Source organism: Gemmatimonadales bacterium, assembly GCA_036500345.1.
Taxonomy (GTDB): domain Bacteria; phylum Gemmatimonadota; class Gemmatimonadetes; order Gemmatimonadales; family GWC2-71-9; genus Palsa-1233.
Window position 1 is genome coordinate 61,520 of record DASYCE010000012.1, and the last position, 24,311, is coordinate 85,830.

The window sequence follows — 24,311 nt, forward strand, 5'->3', positions numbered from 1 at the left end:
CGGCCGATGAACCTCGCCCTTCGCCACATCTCCAAACGGTTCGGCGGCACGACGGCACTCGACGATGTCTCGCTGGCGGTGCGCGGCGGCGAGATTCACGCGCTCCTCGGCGAGAATGGTGCGGGGAAGACCACGTTGGTGCGGATCGCCTACGGCGCGCTGCGGGCCGATAGCGGCACGCTGGCGATTGACGATGGGAATGGTCCCTCCTTCACAACGGCAGGATTTCCTTCACCACGTGATGCGCGCGCTGCCGGGGTCGGGATGGTGCATCAGCACTTTACCTCGATCGATGCTCTGAGCGTCGCCGAGAACATTGCACTCACCGGCGGATGGCACGAGACGCAGCGAGCGGCGGAGCGGCGCGCCGCGGCGTTGATCGCGACGATCGGATTGCCGCTTCCCGAGCGGGTCCGAGCCGATACGCTCTCGGTGCAAATGCGGCAGCGTCTGGAGATCGTCAAGGCGCTCGCGGGCGATGCACGTGTCCTGCTGCTCGATGAACCGACCGCGGTCCTCGCCCCGCGCGAGGTCGGGGAGTTTCTCCGATTCCTTCGCCAGCTGGCGGCTCGCGGTACGGCGATCGTGCTGATCACGCACAAGCTTGATGAGGTCTTCGAAGTGGCCGACCGCGTCTCGGTCCTTCGGCGCGGCACGATGGTCTTGAGCGGTGAGATCGGCAGCCAGACGCCGCGATCACTCGCGACCGCCATGATCGGCGGCGACCTGCCGCCCCCGGCAGCGACGGCGGCGATCGAGGGGCCGATCGCAGTGCAAGCGGCAGCCCTACGCCTGCGACGCCCCCGTTCGGCAACGGTGTGGGGGAGCGATGCCGTCTCGTTCCAGATCCGTGAAGGCGAAGTCGTCGGTGTCGCCGCCATCGAGGGGAACGGACAGCGCGAGCTGTTGCGAGCAATTGCCGGCGTCGATCGATCGACGATCGTCACAGGAAAGCTCGAGGTGCGCGGTCCGATCGCGTTCATCCCGGAGGATCGCAACATCGAGGGGCTGATCCCCGATTTTACGCTGGCCGAGAACTACCTCCTTGGTACGCTGGACATGTCACCCGAATGGATCCACTGGAGTGCAGTCCGCGCCGGTGCCAATGCCGTCGTGACGGCGTTCGACGTTCGCGGCGGCGGCGCGGACGTGCAGGCGGCGGCGCTCTCCGGTGGCAACCAGCAGCGCTTCATGATGGGTCGAGCGCTGGCGCGTCGGCCGCGCGTGCTGGTGGCCGAAGATCCCACCCGCGGGCTCGATCTCGGCGCGGCGCACGCAATTCACGCCCGACTCCGCGACGCTGCCGTGCACGGCGCCGCGGTCATCGTGCATTCCTCCGACGTCGATGAGGTGCTGCTCCTGGCGCACCGCATCCTGGTCGTGGCGCGCGGCGAGGTGTGCGAATTCCCGTCGGGGACTTCTCGGGCTGTGATCGGCGACGCGATGCTCGCACTGGATCGCGTGGCGTGACGGCAACTCGTGCGATCGACACGATCGGTCGCGATGTGGGCCACGCGCTGGGGGCGTTCGCCCTGGGAGTGGTACTCCTCGCCGGATTTCTCTGGGCGGCGGGATTCGACATCAGCGGCGCGCTCACGGCGCTCTGGCAGGGTGCGTTCGGGTCATGGTATGCGCTGACATCGACGACGCTGGTGCATGCGACGCCTCTGCTGCTTCTCGGTCTCGCCTTCACGGTCGGCGCTCGCGCCGGCGCGCTGAACATCGGGATGGAGGGCCAGTTCGCCGCGGGAGCGGTTGCCGCGGTCGCCGTGGGTGTTCATGCCGGCACGCTGCCGGCGATCGTCGCGATTCCACTGGTACTGGGAGCGGGGCTCATTGCCGGTGCAGCGTGGATCGCCGTTCCAGTGATTCTTCGCGCCAGGTTCGAGATCACCGAAGTGATCTCGACGCTGTTGCTCAACTTCGTCGCCACGGCTGCGGTCAGTTACGCGGTCACCGGGCCACTGCAGGAACCATCTCGCATCTATCCGCAAAGTGCACCCATTGCACGCGCGGCGCGCCTTCCACACTTCGGCGCCGGGAGCCGACTCCACGCCGGCTTCCCGATCGCGCTGCTCATCGCCGCGCTGCTGATGATCGTATTCCACCGCACGCGCTGGGGGTTCCGGTTGCGCGCAGTCGGATCGGGCGCGCGGGCCGCCGAGATCGCCGGAGGGATTGCAACTACACGAGTGGTGGCCATGGCGCTCCTCTGGTCCGGAGCGATCGCCGGCCTCGGCGGTGCCGTCGAGGTGAGTGGTGTGTCGTATGCCCTCTTTCAGAATCTTTCGCCGGGCTACGGTTTCACCGCGATTGCCGTTGCCCTCCTCGGCCGGATGCGTCCGGCGCTGGTCGTGGTCGCCGCGATCATGTTCGGTGCACTGGAGGCAGGATCGGGAGCAATGCAGCGGGACGCCGCGATTCCCGCGGTCGGCATCCAGGTCGTGGAAGGTGTGGTCATCGTCGCCGCATTGATCGTGGCCTGGCGGCGGCCGCGATGACGGCGTCGCTGATCGTCGCTTTCGGGACAGCGTCGGTCCGGGTCACTACACCGCTGCTCCTCGCTGCGATCGGTGAGGGGATCGCCGAGCGGAGCGGGGTGATCAATCTTGGCATCGAGGGGGGCATGCTGGCCGGCGCGTTCGCTGCCGCGGTGGTCGCCACGCACGACGGCACCACCGCCGGTGTCGCGGCGGGGGCGTTCGCCGGGATCCTGGTCGCCTTTGCGTTCGGTGCGATCGCGATCTGGGGACGAACCGACCAGATCATCAGCGGGATGGCGGTCACGCTCGCGGCGACCGGACTGACTGGACTGCTCGCGCGACGCGTATGGGGGGTGGCCGGTGCCGGGTTGTCGATTCCGACGATGCATCTGGCGGCGATTCCCGGGCTCGCGTCGATTCCGATCCTCGGACCAGTGTTCTTCGACCAGCCGGCAATCACCTATGTGGCGTATCTGATGATTCCGATCGCGGCGTGGCTCCTCTTCCGGACCCGGTTCGGTCTCGAGATCAGGGCGAGCGGCGAGGGTCCCACGGCAGCGGCCGCGTGCGGAGTGGCGGTAACACGGGTGCGGATCAGTGCCGTGGTACTGGGCGGACTCTGCTCCGGCGTGGCCGGTGCATCGCTGGTGCTCGCGCAAGTCGGGGCGTTCAGTGAGCAGATGACCGCCGGGCGCGGCTTCATCGCCATCGCGATCGTGGCGCTGGGGCGCTGGAATCCCTGGGGCATTGCCGCGTCGGCGCTGGTCTTTGGCGCGGCGACAGAGAGCCAATTCCTCTTCCAGGCCGCGGGGACGACGATCCCATACCAGCTCTTCCTCGTCCTCCCGTATCTTCTGGCACTTGCTGTGATGGCGCTGGCGACCAGACGACACCGGGGACCCGCAGGACTTGCCCAGACCTTCTGACACGATTCGTGCGCTGGCGATCGCGACCGCCGCGGGCGTGGCCACGGCCTGCGGACAGCCGGCGCGCGAGCTCGCTCCGATCCGCCTCGTTCCGCTGATCACGCTTGGCGCCGACAGCGGTGCCGGTGCGATGATCACCGTACCGAACGTGAGCGCCGATCATTCCGGCGGGTTTCGCATCGTGATTCCTTCCGCCAGCGCGGTGTCCGCCGCGCCGATGGTCTACGATGATTCGGGTCGCTATCACGGAGGACTCGCGGCCGGCAGCGGCGACCAGCAGTTCGAGACGCCGCTGTTCACCCGAATCGGGCCGGGAGACTCGATCTGGATCTTCGACGCAAGCCAGCGCGCGTTTGTCTTCGATCCCGATCGGCGATTCGTCCGGTCGATTGCGCTGCCGGCCAGCCCATGGGATGCCGCCATCCTGTCCAACGGCAACATCCTGATCGCGCCGGCGAACACCGACCATCCCTTGCCGCTGCTTCTGGTGACAAGCACCGGTGCCCCCCTGCGCCAGATCGGCGCGGCCGATTCGACAATTGTGCCGGCACCCCGATGGCTGGTCGTCGACCGTGATGGGACGTTCTGGACGATGCCGACGCAATTCCGCTGGCGCCTCGAGCACTGGGATTCGAACGGCAAATCTCTCGGCGTCCTCGAACGTCACCCGTCGTGGTTCCAGCGGTACAACCGTGTCCTGCCGGTCTCTGCCACCCAGCCGCCGCAGGGATCGATTCTCGGCGCATGGCTCGACGCGACGGGGCGATTCTGGATCATGGGATCCGCGGCGGACCCGCAATGGCGCAAGGGAATCGGCTCGTCTTCGCGCGGCCAGCACGGCGGCGTCATCACCGAGCCGGACAAGGTGTTCGATACGATGATCGAAGCGATCGACCCGCACTCCCGGCAGATGATCGCCACCACGCGCCTTGACCAGGCGTACCAATCCGTCGCCGAACCCGGCGTGATCATCCGGACTGGTGACGCACCGGGAGGGTGGAAGGAGGCTATCCTGTCGCGCGTGATCCTGGACGGAAAGGAACCGTGATGTGGCAGCCATATGAGCATCGCAGCCAGCCGGTCATCTCGATGCGGCTCTTTCTCGGTCGGGTTGGCCGACATTTCCTCCTGGCGCTCGCGATCGTCATCGTTTCGCTGATCGTGGGAACCATGGGTTACCGGGTGTTTGCCCGGTTCGAATGGATCGACTCATTCCTGAACGCGGCGATGCTTCTGGGCGGGATGGGCCCGATCGGGGAGATCCCCACGACGTCGGGGAAGCTCTTCGCCGGGATCTATGCGCTCTACGCCGGGCTGGTCCTGATCGCAGCTTCCGGGGTGTTGCTCGCGCCGGTCCTGCACCGGCTGCTGCACCGTCTGCATGTCGAGGGCGGAGGAACTCCCGGCTAGGCGCGCTGGCATCCGCAGGCGGGGGTGGTGAACTTGCAGTTGACCTGTGAGAGGAATTGCCATGGATCGCCGCGACTTCGTGAAAACCACCGGTGCCGTTGCCGCATCGATGCTCCCGATCGGCCGGATCGCCGGCGCGCGTGACCGAATCGATCGCATCGGCCTCCAGCTCTACACGGTTCGCGACCAGATGAAGAACAGTGTGGAGCGCACCTTGTCGTCGGTTGCCGCGATCGGCTTCAAGGAGGTTGAATTCGCCGGCTATTTCGACCGACCGCCGCGAGCCATCAAGCAGCTGCTCGACGACAACGGGATGACGTCGCCATCGGCGCACATCGGCCTCGCCGCGCTTCGCGGACCGTGGAATCGCACCCTCAGCGATGCGGCCGAGATCGAGCACAAATGGCTGGTGATCGCGTCGCTCGAGGATGCGGATCAGAATTCGGTGGACGCGATCAAGCGGACCGCCGACCTGATTCACAAGGCGGCCGACGACGCCAAGTTCTACAAGATCAAGCTTGCCTACCACAACCACGACACCGAGTTCGCGAACGTGGGTGGCCGGCCGATGTTCGACCAGCTGCTCGAATTGACCAAGCCCGACGAACTCCAGGTGGAAATGGATCTCTACTGGATCACCAAGGCAGGCGCGGACCCCCTCGCCTATTTCGCGAAATGGCCGGGACGCTTTCCGATGGTCCACGTCAAGGACGCTGGTCCTGCGCCATCGTATCAGATGGAGGACGTCGGCAAGGGTACCATCAATTGGGCAAAGATTTTCTCGCACCACAAGGAGGCCGGGATCAAGCACTATTTCGTCGAACACGACGATGCGCGTGACCCGCTCGCCAGTGCGAAGGCTTCCTACCAATACCTCAAGAAACTCGACTTCTAGGGCTTCCCCGCAGGGATCTTGTGGGCGGTAAGCCAGCGCTGTCCCATCATCTCGTGATTGCGCAGGATGGGAATCAGCTTCTGGATGAAGGCGCGCAGCTGCGGGTTTGACGCGGCGGGGAGGTACGTCCCCGACACCTGCGCAATTGCCGCCTTGTGGCCCGCAACCATCGCCAGCACGAAGGTCCGGTCGAACGCGACACCCGACAACGCGTTGAGCTTGGTCATCAGGTCGCGATGCGCCGACGCGTTGATGGTATCGACCACCGGTGTAATTCCGAGCCGCGTCGCCAGCGCCGTCGCTTCCTGCCGCGACCGTTCATGATCCCGCACCAACTGGTCGGCGTAGTCCTTCACTTCCTGCGCAGACGCCTTGCTCGATGCGAGCTTGGCCGTCTCGATCTCGTTGGCGTCGGTCGCGGCGAGCGCGCCAAGGATCGTCGCGTCCGATGGCGGAAGGACGCTGACCGGAGTGGGACGCTTGGCCGGCAGCAGGACGGTTCCGATCAGGATCATCAGCGTTCTGGTCAACATGACATACCTCTCTGAGGTGTCATCCCCGGCAGCGGAGACGACGGCTGGACGTCAGGCGGTACAATCGTTTCATCAATGGCACTTGCCGCCGCTCGGATCCCAGACGCGACCGCCCACTTCGATGAACGCGGCGCGCCACTCTTCCTTGCCGAGGGTGAGCTTGAGAACACCGTAATGGCCCTCGATCCGCACGATGCTGTTGGGCGCCGGCGTCGACCGGAATCCGCGCAGGTCACCACCGCCGGTGCCAACGACCATCTCGGTGATGCCGCGCACCGAGTCGAGAACGCCTGCAGGCGTCTGCGGCCTGAAGCGTTCGTAGTCGTGATCGTGTCCGCTCAGGATGAGGTCGGCGTTGCCATCGTAGAGGATCTGCCAGAGGGGCTGCAGCGACACATCGCTGCCGTGCCATCCCGTGGAGAATCGCGGATTGTGCCAGTACGCCATGGTGCAAAGCTTCTTGTTCGATTGCAGGTCCTGTTTGAGCCAATCCAACTGCGCCTGCCTGTCCTGGGCGGAGAACGCAGGGTCGACCGCGATCTCGCTGTTGAGCGAGATGATGTGCCAGTCGCCCACGTTGTAGCTGTAGTATCCCTTCTTCGACGACCCGGCCTTGGAGCCGAAATACTGGAGGTATGGTGTCGCACCCTGGGTGTTGTATTCGTGATTGCCCGGAGAAGGATGGAGCACTTTCATGATCCGCCGCGCGGAATCGCCCCAGGTGGGTCCCCAACAGACCGAGTAGTCCGTCGCCGATCCACTGGGGTACGCGTTGTCACCGAGGGTGAACGCGGCATCGTTCACCTTCGCGGCGCTGTCGGCCTGGAGCAGCGAGTCCATCAGTTGCGCGGTCTGCGACGCCGCCTTGGTGCCGCAGACGGCAATGTCTCCCACGCCGACCAGGACGGATGCTCCGGTCAATGCCACCAGCTTCGGTGGCGCATCCGCGGTTGGCGGCGTGACTTGCACCGGGATCTTGCACGAAAAGCTCAGCAGCGGCAGCACCGCCAGCACGACATAGCTTCGTCGCATCCTCCCTCTCCCCCTCTCCAGTCGATCGCTCCGCCGGCGGATCATTGGCGCGACCCGATCGGCATCCCCAGAGAGACGCTTATCTCGGCGGGGCGGCCGACATCGTTCGCCTGGACGACCCTGATATCCGCCGAGATCGTGTGAAACGCGATCCAGAAACCACCACCAAAGGCATTGTGCCACCCATCCGGTGACGAACCATCGACGTAGACCCGCCCAACATCGACAGCGCCGAGCAAACCGAGATCGAGCGGCACCAACACCGTGAGGTGCGCCACCGGGATGCGCAGTTCGGCGGTGCCGTAGATCGCCGCATCGCCGGCATACCGATCACGATCGATCGTCCGGATCGACGACGATCCGCCGATGAACGCGGCCTCCTGGAACGGAAAATCCCCCCACAGCTTCCTTGCGCCGCCGCGAAGGACGACGTGCGGGTGCGTGGCGATCGGTAGCGTGTAGTACTGAGCCACGGCGACGTGAGCCTCTTCGAACGCGCTCCGGAGATCCCACACGGCTGGGTAGTAGCTCCCGCCCAGGTCGAAGAGCGTGCCATAGAAGGGGTGCGTCGCGAACTCGCGTCCGTCGTGGTGCAGCGTGAGTTGCAGGCCGGCCTCGCCAAAGCCCCCGGTTGAGCCGAAGCCGTACGGACGCGCCGCCGACACGAAATGCCCGGGGACGTTGTCGGTCTGGAAGTAGTCGACCACCGGACCGAACGAGAGGTCACTCTTCTTCGCCAGGCCGAGCGAGATCGCCGGCTGCAGAAGCCACTGGCGCTGATGCACGTCGAAGTAGTCAGTCGCCGACTGGGGCGTCGAATTGCCGAGGCCGTGGAATTCGACGACTTCGATCTGCGACATCCTGCCGAGCATGGTGACATGCAGCGGCGACTGCGCGAAGCGGTCATCTGCGGTGAAGGTGACGCGCGACCGGTGCAGATGGGTGGAGTATTCGCCAATCAGCGAGTACATGCTCGAATACGGATAGTCGCCGAACCCATAGCTGTAGTGCGCGACGCCGAGCCCCGGCATGATGCCGTAGTCGTGATTGACCGTCATCTCGGCGGCCGGTCCGAAGCGCGTACCGTAATCCGGAACCGGCGAAATCAGGGTGCCGAACCGGTGCAGCATCGGGCGGCGAGAAAAGAGCGTATCCGGACCGTACGAGACATTCGACACGGTGCCGACGTCGTAGAGGTGGGCAGAGCGACGGTCATCGCCCACGCGCGACGAATCGATGATGACGTTGGATCCGTTGCCGCCGATCACCCGCACGGGAATGCTCGACTTCACCGCTCCGGTGACGATGGCAGTGTCGTCACCGCCATGCAGGTAGATGCGGATCTCGCGAGTCTCACCGGCGTTGAAGCGGCGATCGAAATACTCCGCGCCACGACTGTCGGTGAGCACGACATCGACGGAGTGATCGTCGATGCGGCGCACCGTCGCGCGGTCGGCCGCGTCGGTTGCGTGAATGTCCACCACCGGCGCCAGTTCGGCGTAGAACTTGTCTGCGATGACGCGCAACGAGTCGCGGCGACGCTCGAGATCGCCTGCGAGGTCGCGGTCATCATGCTGATAGTCAGCCGGCATCGCGTGCGCCGCGACAATGATCGCCGAATCGGTGATCGCCTCCTTCAGCGCGTCCGCGATCGAGTCGTACGTCGCCTTGCTGACACCTGCCAGGAGTCGTCGATCGAATTGCCGGGAGTTGTAGACGAGCTTACCAATCGCGGGATACGAGGCATCGAATTTCGTCATCGTCGGTTGACTGCCGCGGATGAGCCAGGCGAAGAGTCCGCTCGACGAGACCAGCGCATGGTCCCGGTCGCGAGGGATCGGTTCCCACTCATCGGTCGGACCGCTGGCCAGCAGCGCCCATTTCCACTGACCCTGATGCCGATCCCAGTCGCCGAGGAGCATGTCGACGAGCCTCGCGCGAAGAAACGCGCGCGCATCGACCTGGTTGGAAGGGTCGTCGTCGATCAGCTTGAGGAGTGAGTCGCTGTCGATGATCCGCTTCGCGTTTGCGAAGCCGGGGACGTCATCATTCGGCGTGGTCGGATATTCCTCGATCGTGCCAAGAAGTCCCGCGTACTTCTTGCGATACTTGCCGAGGAGCGGATCATCGGGCATCACGACGAACGTCGGCGTCACGTGCAGCACGCCGGCCGCATCGAGAATCGGCGCCGCGACCTGTGCCGCCGCGGGATTGCTGTTGCTGATCATGTCGTGACCGATGTGATCGACGATACTCCCCTTCCACATCGGTGGCACCGCCACCCCGAACTTGTCGACCGACCGGAAGACGTATTCCGTCCGATCGGGCGTGACGAACCGCAGCGACCGTGTCTGGACTCCACCGCCTTCCTTGAGCGGCCGGAGTCCCCCGGCATATGTCTGGAGGTCGAGTACCGGAACGCGAACCGGCGCGGTCCAGAGATCACGGTATGCGCCGCCAAGGAAGAAGCGATGTAGGGCACCGGCCTGATAGTGTGCGCCGGCGGCCACCGTGACGCTGTCGGTACGCATGGCTGTGCCCGGGTTCGATCCAGGATGCTGCGCCTGCGCCGACGGCATCGTCGCCGTCACCAGCGCTGCTGTGACGATCACGCGGCGCAATCGCGACGCCATCAGCGTCATTTCTCCGCCCGATTGGCGTGCTGCGCCGCGTCGCTGATCTCGAGATCCGCTGACACGATCGAGTCGCCGGCGCTGTGTCGAATCGCCGTGAGGATGCTGTCACGCGAGACGCTCCGCCGCACTCGCAGCAGGTAGTAGAGCTCGGATGGTTTCCCTTCGTTGGTGACGACCTGGTCCAGCTTCCAGCGGCGGGCAAGGCCGTCGAGCACCGATTCAATCCGGTTCTGTGCCAGGGTGAGGGAATCGGAGCTGACCGAGAGGATGGCGTTGAATCGCGGCTTCTTGGGGACCTGGCCCAGGATCTTGTGGACGCGGTTGAACCGTTTCGCGAGCACCGCCGCTTCGCCGGGCGAGAGTGCCAGCACGAGGTCACGGTCGGGAACGGCAGCATCGTTCGATGCCTTGTCGGCCAGTTCCCCGAGCGGTTCGGCCCACTGTGATGCCGCAGTTGGCTCCAGCGCGTTGCGGCCGAAGTCGTACCGCCAGATCAGCAGCGCCACGAAATTGAACATCACCGAGAGCACGGTCGCCACGGTGAGCGATTGTACGCCGGCGGCCACGCCGACACCGATGGCGAGGAAGATGTACGCCGTATCGCGCACGTCGCGCATCGTGGTGCGGAAACGCAACCCGGCCACGATCCCGGCGAGGGAGAACGCCAGTGCGAGCGATGTGCGCACCACGAGGACGATTCCCGCCACGACGATCGGGAGCACGATCAGCGTCTGCGCCACCCCCTGATTGAAATCCCGGAGGCGGCGCACCGACATGAAGACCCACGTCACCGGCAACATCAGCAGGAGCGTGCTCACCATGATCAGGACCGTGGTCAGGGCGAGGTCCAGCCGTGATCCGACGCTGATCTCGGGGATGGCATCCTTGGCACCCTTGATCACATCCTGCAGCGACTGGGTGTCGGCCACCGCCTGCACATGCTCACCTGCGAACAGCCGATCAAAGAACGGGAAGAAATGGATCAGAACCCCGACAACCACTGCCAGCACGGCGTAATACGCCAGCAACCGGCGAACCGGGCGGTCGGATCCAAGCGTGAAGACGTCGATCAGCCGTTTGAAAATCTCCATTGGTCACCCTTTCTCATGTGCGGGGTGACGCCCCTCCCGCGTCGGCAGACACCGACGTCCCGTGATGGTGAACCAGCCGGAAAAACAACGATGCAGGCGGAGGGAAGGACTTTCCCTCCACCTGCATCAGCGGATTACCGTAGGCGCGATTTACGCCGGCATCTTGGCGAGCAGTGATTCGGCGGCCTTCTGGTGCTGCACAAACACCGGCGAGACACTCACCACGAGCTGCTTGAGCTCGGCGTTCTGGATGGCCGGGAGCAGGGTGGTCGTGACGGCCGCGATCACCGCCTTGTGGTAGGCGATCTCGTTCTCGAGGAAGGCGCGATCAAACGCCTTGCCGGAGAGCGAATTGAGGCGCTTCATCGCGGCGACATGGTCCGGCGCGAGGGGATTCTGCTTCGGCGGGGTTGGCGTGACGCCGAGCTTCTTGGCGAGATCGCGCCCCTTCTGGCGTGCGTCGGTGTGAGCCATCACCAGCATCGCGGCGAAGTCACGGATCTCCTTGGTCGTCGCCTTGCGTTCGGCGAGGTGCGAGGCCTCGATGTCGTAGGTGTTGGCGGCGTCGTAGATGGCGACGATGGTCGGGTCATTGAGACCCTGGAGGCGAACGGCGGTGGCGTCGGTCGGGGCCGTCGCGATTCGTGGCGCAGCACTTGGCGCGATCACGGTGACGAGGGCGGTCAGGATGGCGACAAACATGGATCCTCCGGAAAGGGTTGGCGGTGGCGGCGGCGATGGACCGCGGCCAAGCGGGGACGAACATCGCCTGTTTTTCTAATAAGTCAAGTAGTTATTGTAGATATTGTGTTCCATCGGTCCCCCGGTTTGATTTCCTCCTGCGATGCCCTCTTCACGCCGCCCAGATCCTGCCCCGTCCCGGTCGACCCGTGACCGGATTCTTCACCGGCTCCGCCTTCAGGCGATGACGGTTGATGAATTGGCGGAGCACGTCGGGTTGACCCCCAACGCGGTTCGATCGCAATTGGCGGCACTCGTCGGCGACGGATTGGTGCGGGACGCCGGGGTGCGTCACGATGGCCAACCGGGCCAACCGGCGCGTCTCTTCGCGGCGACGGCTGAGGCCGAGGCAGGGCTCTCTACCGCATACGCCCCCGCACTGGCGGCGATCAGCCGGACGGTTGCGAGGCGGATGCCGGCCGCGCGGCAGGTGGAATTCTTCAGAACGGCGGGGGAGGAGCTCGCGACCCGAGTCGCCGTTCCACTGTCGCGGGATCCCGGTGAGGCTGCCCAGCACCTGCTGGAACAGCTGGGCGCTGCCGTCTCCCGGCGCCAAAACGGGGGAGTCGCTGTCGTGGAGGGGACGGCATGTCCGCTCGCCGACGCGGTGCGCGAATGCGCTGCCACGTGCGAGCTCGTGCGGGTGCTCCTCGCCGATCGCGTCGGCGTGCCTGTCGCGATGCACTGCGATCACGGCGAATCGCCGCGCTGCCGCTTCGAGGTTGGCTGAACCAGCGTCACGCCGGGCGCTGGACCCGCGCTTCACGGCACCCACAGATCCACGTACCTTTGCATTGCACGCCGCCGATCGTGCCGGCGCGCGGATCGATCCTCCTTCCTCACCAACGCAATCCGGACGTGTGATGGCACTTCAACTTCGACGCGACGTCTACGATGTCTGCATCGTCGGATCGGGCGCGGGCGGCGGCATGGCGGCGTACGAGCTGACTCGCGCCGGTGCCAACGTCGTCCTCCTCGAAGCCGGCGGCCCCTGGGACAATACCACCGATTCAGACATGCTGGTGGCGCCATGGGAAACGCCGCGACGCGGGCGCGGTACGGCCGAGCGTCCATTCGGAGAACACGACGCATGCATCGGTGGCTGGAACGTTCCGGGAGAACCATTCACGACCGCGCCCGGCACGCAGTTCGCCTGGTGGCGCGCGCGCATGGTCGGTGGCCGGACCAATCACTGGGGCCGGATCTCGCTCCGTTTCGGCCCCGACGACTTCAGACACAAGACGCTCGACGGTCTCGGCTTCGACTGGCCGATCACGTATGACGACATTGCGCCCTACTACGACGAGATCGATCGGCTGATCGGGATCTTCGGAAGCCGCGAAGGACTCCACAATCACCCCGACGGAGACTTTCTTCCGGCGCCGACGCCACGCTGCTGGGAAGCGCTGGTGAAGAAGGCAGCCGACGCGCAGCACGTGACGTGCATCCCATCGCGGCTGTCGATCCTGACGCGGCCGCTCAATGGCCGGCCGGCGTGCCACTATTGCTCGCAGTGCAACCGCGGCTGCCGCGTCAACGCCAACTTCACCTCGACCAACGTCCTGCTGCAGCCGGCGATGCGCACCGGCAAGCTCAAGCTGATCGCCAACGCGATGGCGCGCGAAGTGAGCATCGGGGCGAATGGACTTGCGGACGGGGTGATCTACGTCGACAAGAACAGCCGCACCGAATCGAGGGTCGACGCCCGGATCGTGGTCCTCGCGGCGAGCGCCTGCGAAACAGCGCGGCTGCTCCTCAATTCGAATTCCTCGTCGCACTTCCCGCACGGCCTCGCCAACGCGAGCGGCGTGGTCGGCAAGTACATCACCGATACGGTGGGAAGCGACGTCGGCGGCTACGTCCCGGCGCTCGACAACCAGCCGCGCCACAATTGCGACGGCGTTGGTGGCGGTCACCTCTACATGCCGTGGTGGCTCGACAACAAGAAACTCGATTTCCCGCGCGGCTATCACATCGAGATCTGGGGCGGGATGGGGATGCCGAGCTACGGATTCATGGGGAACATCGAGGACTATCCCGGGGACGGCGGCTATGGTGCTTCGCTCAAGGCCGGCTATCGAAAATACTGGGGATCGACGATCGGCTTCTCCGGTCGCGGCGAGATGATCCCCAACGAGGACTCCTACTGCGAAATCGACCCGCGCATGGTCGATCAGTGGGGGATCCCGGTGCTCCGTTTTCACTGGAAGTGGAGCGATCACGAACTCAACCAGAGCCGGCACATGCAGGAAACCTTCCGCGCGCTCCTGCACGAAATGGGTGCGGAAGTCTGGTCGAAGATGCCGACGCGCGAAGAACAGTACGGAATCTCGACCGGCGGCTCGATCATTCACGAAGTGGGCGGGGCGCGGATGGGTGACTCCGCGAGCACCAGCGCGCTGAATCCGCACTGTCAGGCGTGGGATTGCAAGAATCTGTTCGTGACCGACGGCGCACCGTTCGTGACCCAGGCCGACAAGAATCCCACCTGGACGATCCTCGCCCTGTCGCTACGCACCTCACGCTACATCGCCGAGCAGCGGAAGGGAGGCGCGCTGTGACCGATCTATCCCGGCGCGAGGTGGTGGCTGCAATGGCCGCGGCTGCCGGCGCGTTCATGATTCCGAAACCGGCCGAAGCGGCCCGGGTGGCGCAGATCGTCGCGCGGGAACGTCGCCGCGGCTATGCGCCGAAGGTGTACACCCCGCACGAATGGGCGACGGTATCACTGCTGGTCGACCTCATCATCCCCAAGGACACAGTGAGCGGTGCCGCGACTGAGGCCGCTGTTCCGGAATTCATGGATACGATGCTCGATCTCGAGCCCGGAATGCGAACCGCGCATCGCGGCGGACTCGCGTGGCTCGACGACGAAAGCCATCGCCGTCACCAGCACGACTTCGTCGATCTCGCCGATGCGGAACGCCGCGAGATACTCGACGCGATCGCGTATCCGACGCGCGCCCGCCCCGAAATGGCGCGCGCGGTGGCATGGTTCAGTTCGTTCCGCGCCTTCACCGCAACCGGCTTCTTTACCTCCGAGATCGGTGTCACCGATCTCGGCTACCAGGGCAACACCGTCGTCCCGGAATGGACCGGTTGTCCGGCAGAGAACTATTCCCGGCTCGGCGTCTCGAAGCCGTCGTAGGGCGTCTGTCTCCAGATCGGATGATCATGAAGCGACTCGGTGTGGGTTTCATCGGTTCGGGATTCAATACGCGTTTCCATATCCAGGGGTGGACCGGCGTTCGCGACGCTGATGTACTCGGCGTCTGGAGCCCCAACGGGCGCAACGCAGCAAGTGCCGCTCGCCTCGCCCGCGAAACCGGGGTGGGCGACGCGAAGGCGTTTCGCAGCATCACCGACATGGTCGCCGATCCTTCGATCGACGCGATCTGGCTCTGCGGCCCGAATCAGGCGCGGATCGAAAACGTCGAGGAAGTCTGCGACGCGGTGATCCGCGGCAAGGGAGAGCTACGCGGGATCGCCTGCGAGAAGCCGCTGGCGCGCACCGTCGCCGAGGCAAAGAAAATCCGCGCGCTGGTGGAGCGAGCAGGGATCGCGCACGGATATCTCGAGAATCAGCTTTTCTCGCCGGGGATCGTCCGTGGACGCCAGCTGATCTGGGCGCGCGGCGCCCGCACCACCGGGCGACCATACCTTGCCCGCGCCGCCGAAGAGCATTCCGGTCCCCACAACGCCTGGTTCTGGCAAGGGGAGAAACAGGGCGGCGGCGTTCTCAACGACATGATGTGCCACTCGATCGAAGTGGTGCGCTTTCTTCTCACCGAGCCGGGGAAGCCGCGCGCGTCACTGACGCCGGTGAGCGTCGACGGGCGGATCGCGTCGCTGAAGTGGAGCCGCCCAGCCTACGCGCGCGAACTGAAAGCGCGGTTCGGCAAGGAGGTCGATTATCGGCGCCACCCGTCGGAGGATTTCGCATCGGTCACGGTGACCTACCGGACCAGCGACGGAGAGACTGCGGTCGGCGAGGCGACCACGTCGTGGAGCTTTGTCGGTCCAGGTCTCCGGCTCTCCGGCGAATTGCTCGGCCCCGAATACTCGATGACATGGAACACGCTGAACTCGGAGCTCGCCTGTTTCTTCTCGCGACAGGTGCACGGTGCAGCCGGCGAGGACCTGGTCGAAAAGCAGAACGCCGAAACCGGATTGATGCCGGTCGTTCCGGATGAAGCCGCGACGTACGGCTACGTCGCGGAGGATCGGCATTTCGTTCGGGCATTTCTCGGGCTTGAGGAACCGATGTTGACCTGGGATGACGGCGTGGAGGTGATGAAGATTCTCATGGCCGCGTACCAGAGTGCAGAACAGGGGAAGACGCTCGCGTTTCCGCCGCGCGGGCTCGACAGCTTCGTCCCGGCGGTGGCGAAAGGCACATGGCAGCCATAACCCGCCGCGGCGCGGCCGCGATCCCGAACGAACTGACCTCCACCACCTTCGAGATTCCCGGTTGCCGGGTCGTCGAATCACTCGGCATTGTGCGCGGAATCGTGGTGCGGTCGCGCTCGATCTTCGGCAACATCGGCGCGAAGATCGAGACGATTTTCGGCGGCAACATCTCCTTCTACACCACGCTCTGTGAACGCACCCGTGAGAACGCGTTCGAGCTGATGGTGGCTCATGCGCAGAACGTCGGTGCCAACGCCGTGATCGGCGTTCGGTACGATGCAACCGAAATCATGTCGGGTGTGACCGAGGTGCTCTGCTACGGTACTGCCGTCGTGGCCGAAGCGACGGACCCGGGATAAGCGATCGAGGCCGCCGATGCGCACGAAGGATGGCGTTCCGTGTTTCATCTATCCGGTATTCCGTGCCGACGACGTCCTGTCGTCGTTCTTCGGCGCGGTGAGCTTGACGGCGGCGTTTTATGTCGCCAACAAGGTCGGTGCAAGCCTGCGCGAGAATGTGGTTGACTTCGTCGCAACGTTCATCGCCGGTGTTGTTGTCCTTGCCGGGCTGCGAGGGTGGGGTCTTCTCCGGGATGCGGGCGACCGGCGCTTCATCGAGCGCCAACAGCGGGAGATCCGGGAGGAAGCGGCGGCACGCGCCGCCGCAGACCAACTTCAGCGCCCGACCTGATCAGGGCGAAGTGTCGTGTGCGGCAACGCTCGCGCGGATTGCGTTGACCTTCGCCGCGTCGGTCGTTCGAAAATGGAGTTCGCGCACGCCGGTCGCCGCGACCAACTGCGCCGAGTTCTCCGGTGTGACCTTCCCACCCGCCATGATCACGATTCGCTCGCGGGCCCGCTCGACCAACACAGCAATCCGATCGCGCCCCTCCCACGCAGTTGCGGCACCGCCGGATGTCAGCACTCGATCAACGCCCAGGTCGATGAGCGCCTCCAGCGCCTCGATCTGATCGGTGATTTCGTCGAACGCCTTGTGAAAGGTCAGCCGCACTCCGGGGCCCGCGACCGCGCGAAGCGACTGCACCAGCGAGCGATCGACGAGGCCGCCATCGGTCAGTCCACCGATCACCGCACCGCGCGCACCCGCATCCGTGAACGCGCGCAAGGCCTCCGCCATCCGATCGGTCTCGGCGGGCCGAAAGACAAAGCTCCCGCCGCGGGGACGAACCATCGGATAGGCGACGACGTCCAGTGCGAGGAGTTGCCGGAGCGCGCTCGAATCAGGCGCGAGTCCACCGACATCGAGCGCGCTGCACAACTCGATCCGGTCGGCGCCCCCGTAGTGCGCCTGCAGGCCTGCGTCGATCGAATCGACGCAGGCTTCGAGGATCACGCTACGCCGCCTGCATCCGCCCGGGGCGGAATGTCAGGGCGAAGAGAACGAAAATGACTGCCGCGCCGGTGGCCGGAACCATCCAGATCGCGGGCCAGTTGTGCACCGTCGGTGACGACGCGTAGCTGCCGACCACATGCCCGGACACGAACGCGCCGATGAAGTATCCGACGCCGTTGGTGAGAAAGTTGAGGAAGCCCTGCGCGGCACCGCGGATCCTGGGACCGGCGCGCTCGTCGGTATAGATCTGACCGGCGACGAAGAAGAAGTCGTAGCAGACGCCGTGCAGCGCAATCCCGATCCAGATCAGCCACATCATGTCGGTGGCGTTGCCGTGCGCGAACGCGAAGTATCTGAGCGCCCACGCCGCCATCCCGCCGAGCATGATCCCCTTGATGCCGAACCGCTTGAGCAGGATCGGCAGCGCAAGGAGGAAGCAGAGCTCCGACCACTGGCCAAAGGTCTGGATGAAGGCGGCGTCCTTCACGCCGATCTCGTTGAGGAACGGATTGGCGAAGGAGTAGTAGAACTGCAACGGAATGCAGAGGAGGAACGACCCGAGGCAGAAGATCAGAAAGGAGCGATCCTGCAGCAGCGACAATGCGTCGAGCCCCAGAGCGTCGCGGACCGAGAACGGCGTCCCGGCGGCCTTCGGTGGCGTGTGCGGCAGCATCAACGCGTAGACCCCCATTACCGCCGACGCGCCGGCCGCGATCCGCATCGGGAGCGCGAGCGCGTCGGCGTGGAGCACCTTCCCGATCAGCGTCCCCGCCACGATCCACCCGATCGTCCCGAGAACGCGGATCATCGGGAAGGTCCGCCCGGGATCATCAACGTGATGGAAGGCCACCGAATTGGTGAGCGAGAGCGTCGGCATGAAACAGAGGGCGTACAGGATCAACAGCACGTAGAACGAACCGAACGAGGTCTGCATCGAGACCAGGTACATCACCACCGCGCCGAGGAGATGGAGCACCGCCAGGAGTTTTTCCGACGAGAAGAAACGATCGGCGACCATTCCGATGAAGAACGGCGACACCAGCGCCGCGATCGCTGTGGCGCCGTACGCCAGACCCACCTGTGTTCCGCTGAATTGCCGCGTTGCCGAGAGATAGGTCCCCATGGTGACGAACCAGCTTCCCCAGATGAAATACTCGAGGAACATCATCGCCTGCAGCCGCGGCCGGGTACTCATGAGAAGTCCTTGATGCGGATATTGCGGAACCAGACGGTCCCACCGTGCGACTGCAGGCCGATGTGCCCGCGTCGCGACTTGCCGAACGTCTGCCAGTCCTTGAACTTGCTCGCCGCAATCTTCGCCAGCATCTCTTTCGAATCGAAATTGACATCCACCGTGCGCACGCCGTTGAGCCAGTACTGCACCTTCGAGCCGTGCACGATGATCTTGACGGTGTTCCACTCGCCGAACGGCTTGGCGAGGGCGATCGGTGCCGGATAGAGCGCATAGAGCGAACCGGCAGCAGTGAGCGGCGACTTGCCGTCGGGATGGCCGGCGTTGTCGAGGACCTGCATTTCGGGCGAATTCTCGTAGATCTCGCCGGTTCCCTCATTGGCCCAGATGAAGATCCCGCTGTTGGCGCCTTGCGCAACCTTCCACTCGAGGTCGAGTTCGAACGAGCTGTATTGCTGGTCGCTCACCAGATCCTTGTCGATGCCGTCGGTCCGAATCCACCCGCTGTCGACGCGCCAGCCGCGGGTCACGCCGATTGGTTGCTGGTAGGTGTGCCACCCGAAGAGCGTCCGTCCATCGAACAGCGACGTCCAGCCGCCCGCCCGCAGCGAATCCCGTGGCGTCAGCGCGGTATCGCGCGATCGCCGGCCATTCCCGCCGCAGGCCGTGAGGATCAGGACGAGGGCCGGGAGGGCTCTCGAAAGCATCGCGCGTCGCAACATGGAAATACCTCGGCGAGAATGGACAGGTCGGCTGACAGGCGAAGGTTACGGGGAACCCGAAGATGACGGAAGGTCCGCCGTGGCGTTGATCAGGATGCGGACGGCGTCGGCCGACGTGGGCCGCAACGGCCCGAAGCTTCGTTGCCGCGCCAGTCGGGTGACCAGTGAGTCCGACGATGCCCGCCAGGTGGAGGTGGGCGCCGCGCGCCGCGCCAGGATGTCGAGCGCCGTGGTGCCGAGTTGCCCCAGATCGAAAAGCGCGGCGGCGACCGGTGCGGCGTCGGTCGCCGCCGGGAATTGGGCGTGGGCCGCAGCGAGCCGGCCTTGCAGCGACATCATCTCGCTGAAATCCGCGCGCAGTTGTGCCACGGCGACCGTATCGCCTTTCGCCGCGCGTCGCGCCCGTCCCATCATGTCCCAGCTACGATGTGGATCGGCGACCGCGGCGTCGATCAGTCTGGTGTGCGGCACCATCTGGTTCGGCCCGCTGCCGCCGAAATCGGGAGGCCGCACGAAATCGAGGAGTGCTTCGAAGAGCGCAGTCGAGTCGCCGCCGAATCGCCGGACCATCCTGCGGCCATGATCGATCTCGTCGATGCCGATCCCGTCAAGTTCGCGCGACAGCGGGTCGAGGCGGCGATACATGTCGGAGACGTCGTTCACGCTCGCCGGCGACCAGAATCGCTCGGCGATCACGGCAAGCCTCGGCCAGATTCTCGAGTCGATCGTCTCCGGCGTGACATACTCGCTCCACATGCACGCTTCGCCGCCCAGGACGCGGGCCTGCTCATCGGGGGTCAGCGTGGTCCCGGCAGGGATCGGGTCCGGGAGGTAGAAGTCCGATGCCGGCTTCTGATGGTCGATGTAATAGGGCGCTGAGAGGATGCCGCGAAACCCCGCCTTGGCGGACTTGGCCAGTGCGTCGGAACTGCGCCACGACTGGATCACTGCCGCGGTGGGGAGATCAGGCTGGAAGATCTCGTCCCAGCCGACGGGGATCCTGTGGTGTTTCTGCACGATCGCGAAGAGCCGCTTGTTGAACGCCGTCTGGAGCGCGACCTCGTCCTGAATGCTGTGGGCTTTCATCCACGATTGAATCGCCGGGCTCTGATGCCACTGCACCGGCTCGACCTCATCGCCACCGATGTGCCAGTACTGATCCGGGAACAGCGCCGAGATCTCGCCGATGAACGCGTCGAGAAACTTGTAGGTCGACTCGCGGGTCGGGTCCATCGTCGGCGGAAAGGTCCCCCACGTCCGCGCGATGGCGAACGGACCGGGGCCGCTGGCGAGATCGGGATACCCGACGAACCACGCCGACGAATGGCCCGGCATGTCGAACTCAGGCATCACCCGGATCCCGCGATCGGCGGCGTACGCCACGACGTCCCGAATCTGGTCCTGCGTGTAGAACTGCGAGTCGGAACCGAACTGCTGCAGGCGCGGAAAGACGCGGCTCTCGACGCGGAACCCCTGATCGTCCGAGAGATGCCAATGGAAGACATTGAGCTTGACGATTGCCATCCCGTCGAGCGTCCGCTTGATCACGTCAACCGGCTCGAAATGGCGTGAGACATCCAGGAGCAGGCCGCGCCAGCGGAATCTCGGCACATCCCGGATGTCGACGCCCTGGATGAAGGTCCCCCGCCCGTCGGTGGCCTGCAGCTGAAGGAAGGTCTCCATGCCGCGCAACGCACCGACGACGGTGTTGGCCTGCAGAACCGCCTGCGTGTCGCCGACGGTGAGGCGGTACGACTCGTCTTCATTCAGGTCGGGTATCGCATCCCCTTGTCCCGCGACATCCACCACCAGCGTCGCCGTCCTCTCCGTACCGAACGTTGGCGGGATCGGGGCACCGAGCCGAGCAGACAGGCGCGCCGTCATGCGCGCGAGCCCGCGTTCGAGCCTGCCGTCTCGATGGTGGACGATGCCGATGCGGAACGAACTGTCGACCGACAGCCGAGCTGTGGTCACCGTGAGCGCTGCCGGGACCGGCATCAGGGAAAGCGTGGCGGGGCTTTGCGGAGCCTGCGCCGCAGCGACGGACGCGGTGGCCATGCCGGCCACGAGCAGAAATATTGTGCGCATGAGCGAACCGGGAGACGAGACAGCGGAAAGATGGCGGCGCGCGCAGCAAAGGTGAACGCCCGGGCCGAGCCCCGTCATGAAGCACGGGACGCCGCCACTAGATTTCGGCGTGCACATTGCCGCCCTGTCCATCTATCCGATCAAGGGATGTCGCGGGATTCCGCTCGCCGAATTCGAGGTCGATCGGCTCGGACCCGCGGGCGATCGTCGGTTGATGCTCGTGAACGAGCGCAACGAGTTCCTCAGCCAGCGAGAGATTCCGGCGCTCGCGACGCTCGTTCCCGCGATCGACGGCGGCCGCCTTCGAGTGACGGCGTGCGACAATTCCTCGATTGCGATTGACGTCGACCTCGATGCGCCGATCCGTTCGGTCACCGTCTGGGCGAAGGAAGGACTCCTCGCCGCGGATCAGGGCGACCGCGCGGCGGCGTGGTTTGCGCAGGCACTTGGATTCCCCTGTCGCCTCGTCGCCTTCGGCCCGGCGACGGTCAATCGGATCGATCCGGACTTCACCACGGGCCCCGATGCGGAGACTTCGTTCACCGACGGCTATCCGATCATGGCGACGGTGCAGGAATCGCTCGACGACCTGAATCGCCGTCTCGTTTCACCGGTGCCGATGGAGCGATTCCGGCCGTGCGTCGTGGTGGCGGGAACTCCGGCGTGGAGCGAAGACGCCTGGGAGACGATCTCGCTGGGCACCGTTGCCTGCGACGTGGTGAAGCCATGCGCACGCTGCGTGGTCACGACGACCGACCAGAGGACCGGCGCGCAACATCCCACGCAGGAACCGCTGCGCACCCTTGCCACCTTCCGGACGATTCGCGGCCTGGGGGCGATCTTCGGGCAGAACATCATTCCGCGGCACACCGGCATCATGCGCGTCGGTGACCCGGTGCGACTGCTGTGACCGAGCGTCTCTACTACCACGACGCCCGGCTGCTCGAGTTCACCGCTCGCGTGATCGAACACGCCGGCGATGCGCTGCATGTCGTGCTCGACCGGACCGCGTTCTACCCGACGTCCGGTGGCCAGCCCCACGATATCGGCATGCTCGGCGCCGCGCGGGTCGTCGATGTCACCGACGACGGCGACCGGGTGATTCACGTGACCGACGTCGAGGTCCCCCTCGGCGAGATCGCAGGCCGGATCGACGCGGAGCGGCGCATTGATCACATGCAGCAGCACACCGCGCAGCATCTCCTCTCTGCGATCGCTGCCGACCGCTTCGGCTGGGAGACGATGTCGGTCCATTTCGGCGCCGATCATTCGACGATCGAGTTCGGTTCTGCGAATCCCGGCGTCGATCAGCTGCGGACGCTCGAGCGTGCGGCCAACGAAGCAGTGGCCCGGGCGCTGCCGGTGACAGTCACCCTGGAGGACGCGGCCGCAGCGGCGGCGGCCGGATTGCGCAAGCCGTCGGATCGCACCGGAGCGGTTCGCGTGATCTCGATCGAGCAACTCGATCGCAGCGCCTGCGGTGGGACGCACGTCGGATCGACCAGCGAGATCGGCGCGATCCTCCTCCTCGACGTCGAGCGGATCCGAGGTCACGCCCGGGTGGGGTTCGTCGCGGGAGAACGAGTGCTTGCCCATGCGCGCCGCGCCTCGTTGCACCTCGCGCGGCTTGCCGCCGACCTCGGATCATCGGTTGCGGAGGCCCCGGAGATCCTGCCAGCGAAGTTGGCCGAACTCCGTGCGCTGCGCGATCGGGTCGCGACCCTCGAACGCGAGCTCGCATCGGCGCGTCTTGCGGCACTTCACGCCGCGGCCGACATCGATTCCTCCGGCATTCGCACCATTCTGGTCGAAGGTACGGATGAGCCCGCGTCGATGATCCGCGCGATGGCGCAGGGCGTCGCTGCCCTCGACCAGACACGCTTCGTCGCCACACTCGCGACACCGCCAACGATCTTTTTCGCAACCAGCGCCGACACCGGCCTCGACGCCGGCGCCCTCCTCAAGCGCGCGCTCGGTCCCGTGGGCGGGCGCGGCGGCGGTTCGCCCCGCCTGGCGCAAGGAACGGCACCATCGGCCGACACTCTCGATCAGGTACGACGCGACCTCGTGGGAGAGACTGGATGATCGCTGCATTGCTCATGGCACTGGCGCTGCGGGCGGCGCCGGACACTGGCAAGCACGTGTTCTTTACCGGAGATGCCGGGCTCGTCAACACCGGCGGCAACACCGACGTGACCAGCATGAGCATCGGGAACAAGCTGATTGTGCTGACCGGCGGATGGCACTTCACGCAGACCTTCGCTGTCACGTACGTCCGAACCGATGACTCAGTGACATCGGAATTCTGGCACGCATCGTTGCGAACTGACCGCGATCTGTCGAAGCGAGTCGCCCTCTTTTTCCTGACGGAATACGACCGAAACATCTTCGCCGGAGTCCGTGCCAGGATCACGCCGGCGCTCGGCGTCGCGGCGCTGGCGATCGCAACGAAGCGCGATTCGCTCAAGCTCGAAGTCGGTGGTGCATACACAGTGCAGGACGCGGCACCACCCGATACCAACCGGTACTATCCGGCGGCGCGGGGCGCCGTGGCCTACCGTCACTATCTCAGCGCCAAGGCGATCTTCGACCAACTGGTGGAAGTGGTGCCATCGCTCACGTCCGGCGACAACGTTCGCATCAATACCGAGACGGACATCACCGCACCGATCTCGCGCGGCATCGCGCTCAAGGCGTCATTCGTGGTCCACCACGACGGCCTCCCGGAACCGGGGCACAAGTCGACCGACCGGATCCTGAGCACCGGGGTGCAGCTCACATTTTGATGCGTTACCTTGA

At 65.2% G+C, this 24,311-nt stretch carries 24 protein-coding genes; 15 read left to right on the plus strand and 9 right to left on the minus strand.

What is annotated here, in order from left to right; all coding sequences use genetic code 11:
* The first annotated feature begins 6 nt into the window (after window positions 1-6).
* From VGM20_06740 to VGM20_06765, 6 genes are all read left to right on the plus strand, one after another.
* Window positions 7-1,470, plus strand: a complete 1,464-nt coding sequence (locus VGM20_06740) for an ATP-binding cassette domain-containing protein (protein HEY4100555.1) — start codon at window positions 7-9, stop codon at window positions 1,468-1,470.
* The gene (locus VGM20_06745) at window positions 1,467-2,501 is read left to right on the plus strand and encodes an ABC transporter permease (protein HEY4100556.1); all 1,035 of its coding nucleotides are present in this window, start codon (window positions 1,467-1,469) and stop codon (window positions 2,499-2,501) included. The genes VGM20_06740 and VGM20_06745 overlap by 4 nt, the downstream gene beginning before the upstream one ends.
* The gene (locus VGM20_06750) at window positions 2,498-3,409 is read left to right on the plus strand and encodes an ABC transporter permease (protein HEY4100557.1); all 912 of its coding nucleotides are present in this window, start codon (window positions 2,498-2,500) and stop codon (window positions 3,407-3,409) included. The genes VGM20_06745 and VGM20_06750 overlap by 4 nt, the downstream gene beginning before the upstream one ends.
* A complete protein-coding gene (locus VGM20_06755) occupies window positions 3,393-4,457 on the plus strand; it encodes a hypothetical protein (GenBank protein ID HEY4100558.1) in 1,065 nt (354 codons plus the stop codon). The genes VGM20_06750 and VGM20_06755 overlap by 17 nt, the downstream gene beginning before the upstream one ends.
* Window positions 4,457-4,819, plus strand: coding sequence for a hypothetical protein (locus VGM20_06760; GenBank protein ID HEY4100559.1), 363 nt, complete (start codon window positions 4,457-4,459; stop codon window positions 4,817-4,819). Before VGM20_06755 ends, VGM20_06760 begins: the two co-directional genes overlap by 1 nt.
* Before the next feature lie 61 nt (window positions 4,820-4,880).
* On the plus strand, window positions 4,881-5,714 hold the full coding sequence (locus VGM20_06765; GenBank protein ID HEY4100560.1) for a sugar phosphate isomerase/epimerase: 834 nt from the start codon (window positions 4,881-4,883) through the stop codon (window positions 5,712-5,714).
* Here VGM20_06765 and VGM20_06770 read toward each other — a convergent pair.
* The 5 genes from VGM20_06770 to VGM20_06790 form a co-directional block, all read right to left on the minus strand.
* The gene (locus tag VGM20_06770) at window positions 5,711-6,247 is read right to left on the minus strand and encodes a DUF4142 domain-containing protein (protein HEY4100561.1); all 537 of its coding nucleotides are present in this window, start codon (window positions 6,245-6,247) and stop codon (window positions 5,711-5,713) included. The two genes, VGM20_06765 and VGM20_06770, sit on opposite strands and share 4 nt — an antisense overlap.
* Window positions 6,248-6,319: 72 nt before the next feature.
* A complete protein-coding gene (locus tag VGM20_06775) occupies window positions 6,320-7,279 on the minus strand; it encodes a metallophosphoesterase (GenBank protein ID HEY4100562.1) in 960 nt (319 codons plus the stop codon).
* Window positions 7,280-7,320: 41 nt separating this feature from the next.
* Window positions 7,321-9,912 (minus strand): hypothetical protein, encoded by a 2,592-nt coding sequence (locus VGM20_06780; GenBank protein HEY4100563.1) that lies wholly within the window; start codon window positions 9,910-9,912, stop codon window positions 7,321-7,323.
* Between the two features lie 5 nt (window positions 9,913-9,917).
* Window positions 9,918-11,006, minus strand: a complete 1,089-nt coding sequence (locus VGM20_06785) for a DUF4956 domain-containing protein (protein ID HEY4100564.1) — start codon at window positions 11,004-11,006, stop codon at window positions 9,918-9,920.
* A 150-nt stretch (window positions 11,007-11,156) separates the two neighbouring features.
* Window positions 11,157-11,708 (minus strand): DUF4142 domain-containing protein, encoded by a 552-nt coding sequence (locus tag VGM20_06790; protein ID HEY4100565.1) that lies wholly within the window; start codon window positions 11,706-11,708, stop codon window positions 11,157-11,159.
* 142 nt (window positions 11,709-11,850) lie between these two features.
* On the opposite strand from VGM20_06790, the gene VGM20_06795 reads away from it, so the two are divergent.
* The 6 genes from VGM20_06795 to VGM20_06820 all read left to right on the plus strand — a co-directional run bounded on the left by VGM20_06795 (window position 11,851) and on the right by VGM20_06820 (window position 16,847).
* Entirely contained in the window at window positions 11,851-12,477 is a 627-nt protein-coding gene (locus VGM20_06795) for an ArsR family transcriptional regulator (protein HEY4100566.1), read from the plus strand.
* Between the two features lie 133 nt (window positions 12,478-12,610).
* Complete coding sequence (locus VGM20_06800; protein HEY4100567.1) at window positions 12,611-14,308, plus strand: GMC family oxidoreductase; 1,698 nt, start codon at window positions 12,611-12,613, stop codon at window positions 14,306-14,308.
* Window positions 14,305-14,895 (plus strand): gluconate 2-dehydrogenase subunit 3 family protein, encoded by a 591-nt coding sequence (locus tag VGM20_06805; GenBank protein HEY4100568.1) that lies wholly within the window; start codon window positions 14,305-14,307, stop codon window positions 14,893-14,895. The genes VGM20_06800 and VGM20_06805 overlap by 4 nt, the downstream gene beginning before the upstream one ends.
* Before the next feature lie 26 nt (window positions 14,896-14,921).
* A complete protein-coding gene (locus VGM20_06810; GenBank protein ID HEY4100569.1) occupies window positions 14,922-16,157 on the plus strand; it encodes a Gfo/Idh/MocA family oxidoreductase in 1,236 nt (411 codons plus the stop codon).
* On the plus strand, window positions 16,145-16,516 hold the full coding sequence (locus VGM20_06815; protein ID HEY4100570.1) for a YbjQ family protein: 372 nt from the start codon (window positions 16,145-16,147) through the stop codon (window positions 16,514-16,516). Before VGM20_06810 ends, VGM20_06815 begins: the two co-directional genes overlap by 13 nt.
* Before the next feature lie 16 nt (window positions 16,517-16,532).
* Window positions 16,533-16,847, plus strand: coding sequence for a hypothetical protein (locus VGM20_06820; protein HEY4100571.1), 315 nt, complete (start codon window positions 16,533-16,535; stop codon window positions 16,845-16,847).
* On the opposite strand, the gene VGM20_06825 is transcribed toward VGM20_06820, so the two are convergent.
* The 4 genes from VGM20_06825 to VGM20_06840 are packed head-to-tail and all read right to left on the minus strand — an operon-like array spanning window position 16,848 to window position 21,482.
* Window positions 16,848-17,510, minus strand: coding sequence for a copper homeostasis protein CutC (locus VGM20_06825; GenBank protein HEY4100572.1), 663 nt, complete (start codon window positions 17,508-17,510; stop codon window positions 16,848-16,850).
* A 1-nt stretch (window position 17,511) separates the two neighbouring features.
* Window positions 17,512-18,705 (minus strand): nucleoside permease, encoded by a 1,194-nt coding sequence (locus tag VGM20_06830; GenBank protein HEY4100573.1) that lies wholly within the window; start codon window positions 18,703-18,705, stop codon window positions 17,512-17,514.
* The gene (locus VGM20_06835) at window positions 18,702-19,409 is read right to left on the minus strand and encodes a DUF1080 domain-containing protein (GenBank protein HEY4100574.1); all 708 of its coding nucleotides are present in this window, start codon (window positions 19,407-19,409) and stop codon (window positions 18,702-18,704) included. Before VGM20_06835 ends, VGM20_06830 begins: the two co-directional genes overlap by 4 nt.
* A 60-nt stretch (window positions 19,410-19,469) precedes the next feature.
* The gene (locus VGM20_06840) at window positions 19,470-21,482 is read right to left on the minus strand and encodes a family 20 glycosylhydrolase (protein HEY4100575.1); all 2,013 of its coding nucleotides are present in this window, start codon (window positions 21,480-21,482) and stop codon (window positions 19,470-19,472) included.
* Window positions 21,483-21,588: 106 nt separating this feature from the next.
* Here VGM20_06840 and VGM20_06845 point away from each other — a divergent pair, with 106 nt between their 5' ends.
* The 3 genes from VGM20_06845 to VGM20_06855 are packed head-to-tail and all read left to right on the plus strand — an operon-like array spanning window position 21,589 to window position 24,298.
* Window positions 21,589-22,422 carry an MOSC N-terminal beta barrel domain-containing protein gene (locus VGM20_06845; GenBank protein HEY4100576.1) on the plus strand — a complete coding sequence of 278 codons (834 nt, stop codon included), beginning with the start codon at window positions 21,589-21,591 and terminating at the stop codon, window positions 22,420-22,422.
* Window positions 22,419-23,597: an alanyl-tRNA editing protein gene (locus VGM20_06850; GenBank protein ID HEY4100577.1), complete on the plus strand. Its 1,179-nt coding sequence runs from the start codon at window positions 22,419-22,421 to the stop codon at window positions 23,595-23,597. Before VGM20_06845 ends, VGM20_06850 begins: the two co-directional genes overlap by 4 nt.
* Window positions 23,594-24,298, plus strand: a complete 705-nt coding sequence (locus VGM20_06855) for a DUF481 domain-containing protein (protein HEY4100578.1) — start codon at window positions 23,594-23,596, stop codon at window positions 24,296-24,298. Before VGM20_06850 ends, VGM20_06855 begins: the two co-directional genes overlap by 4 nt.
* Window positions 24,299-24,311 lie beyond the last annotated feature (13 nt).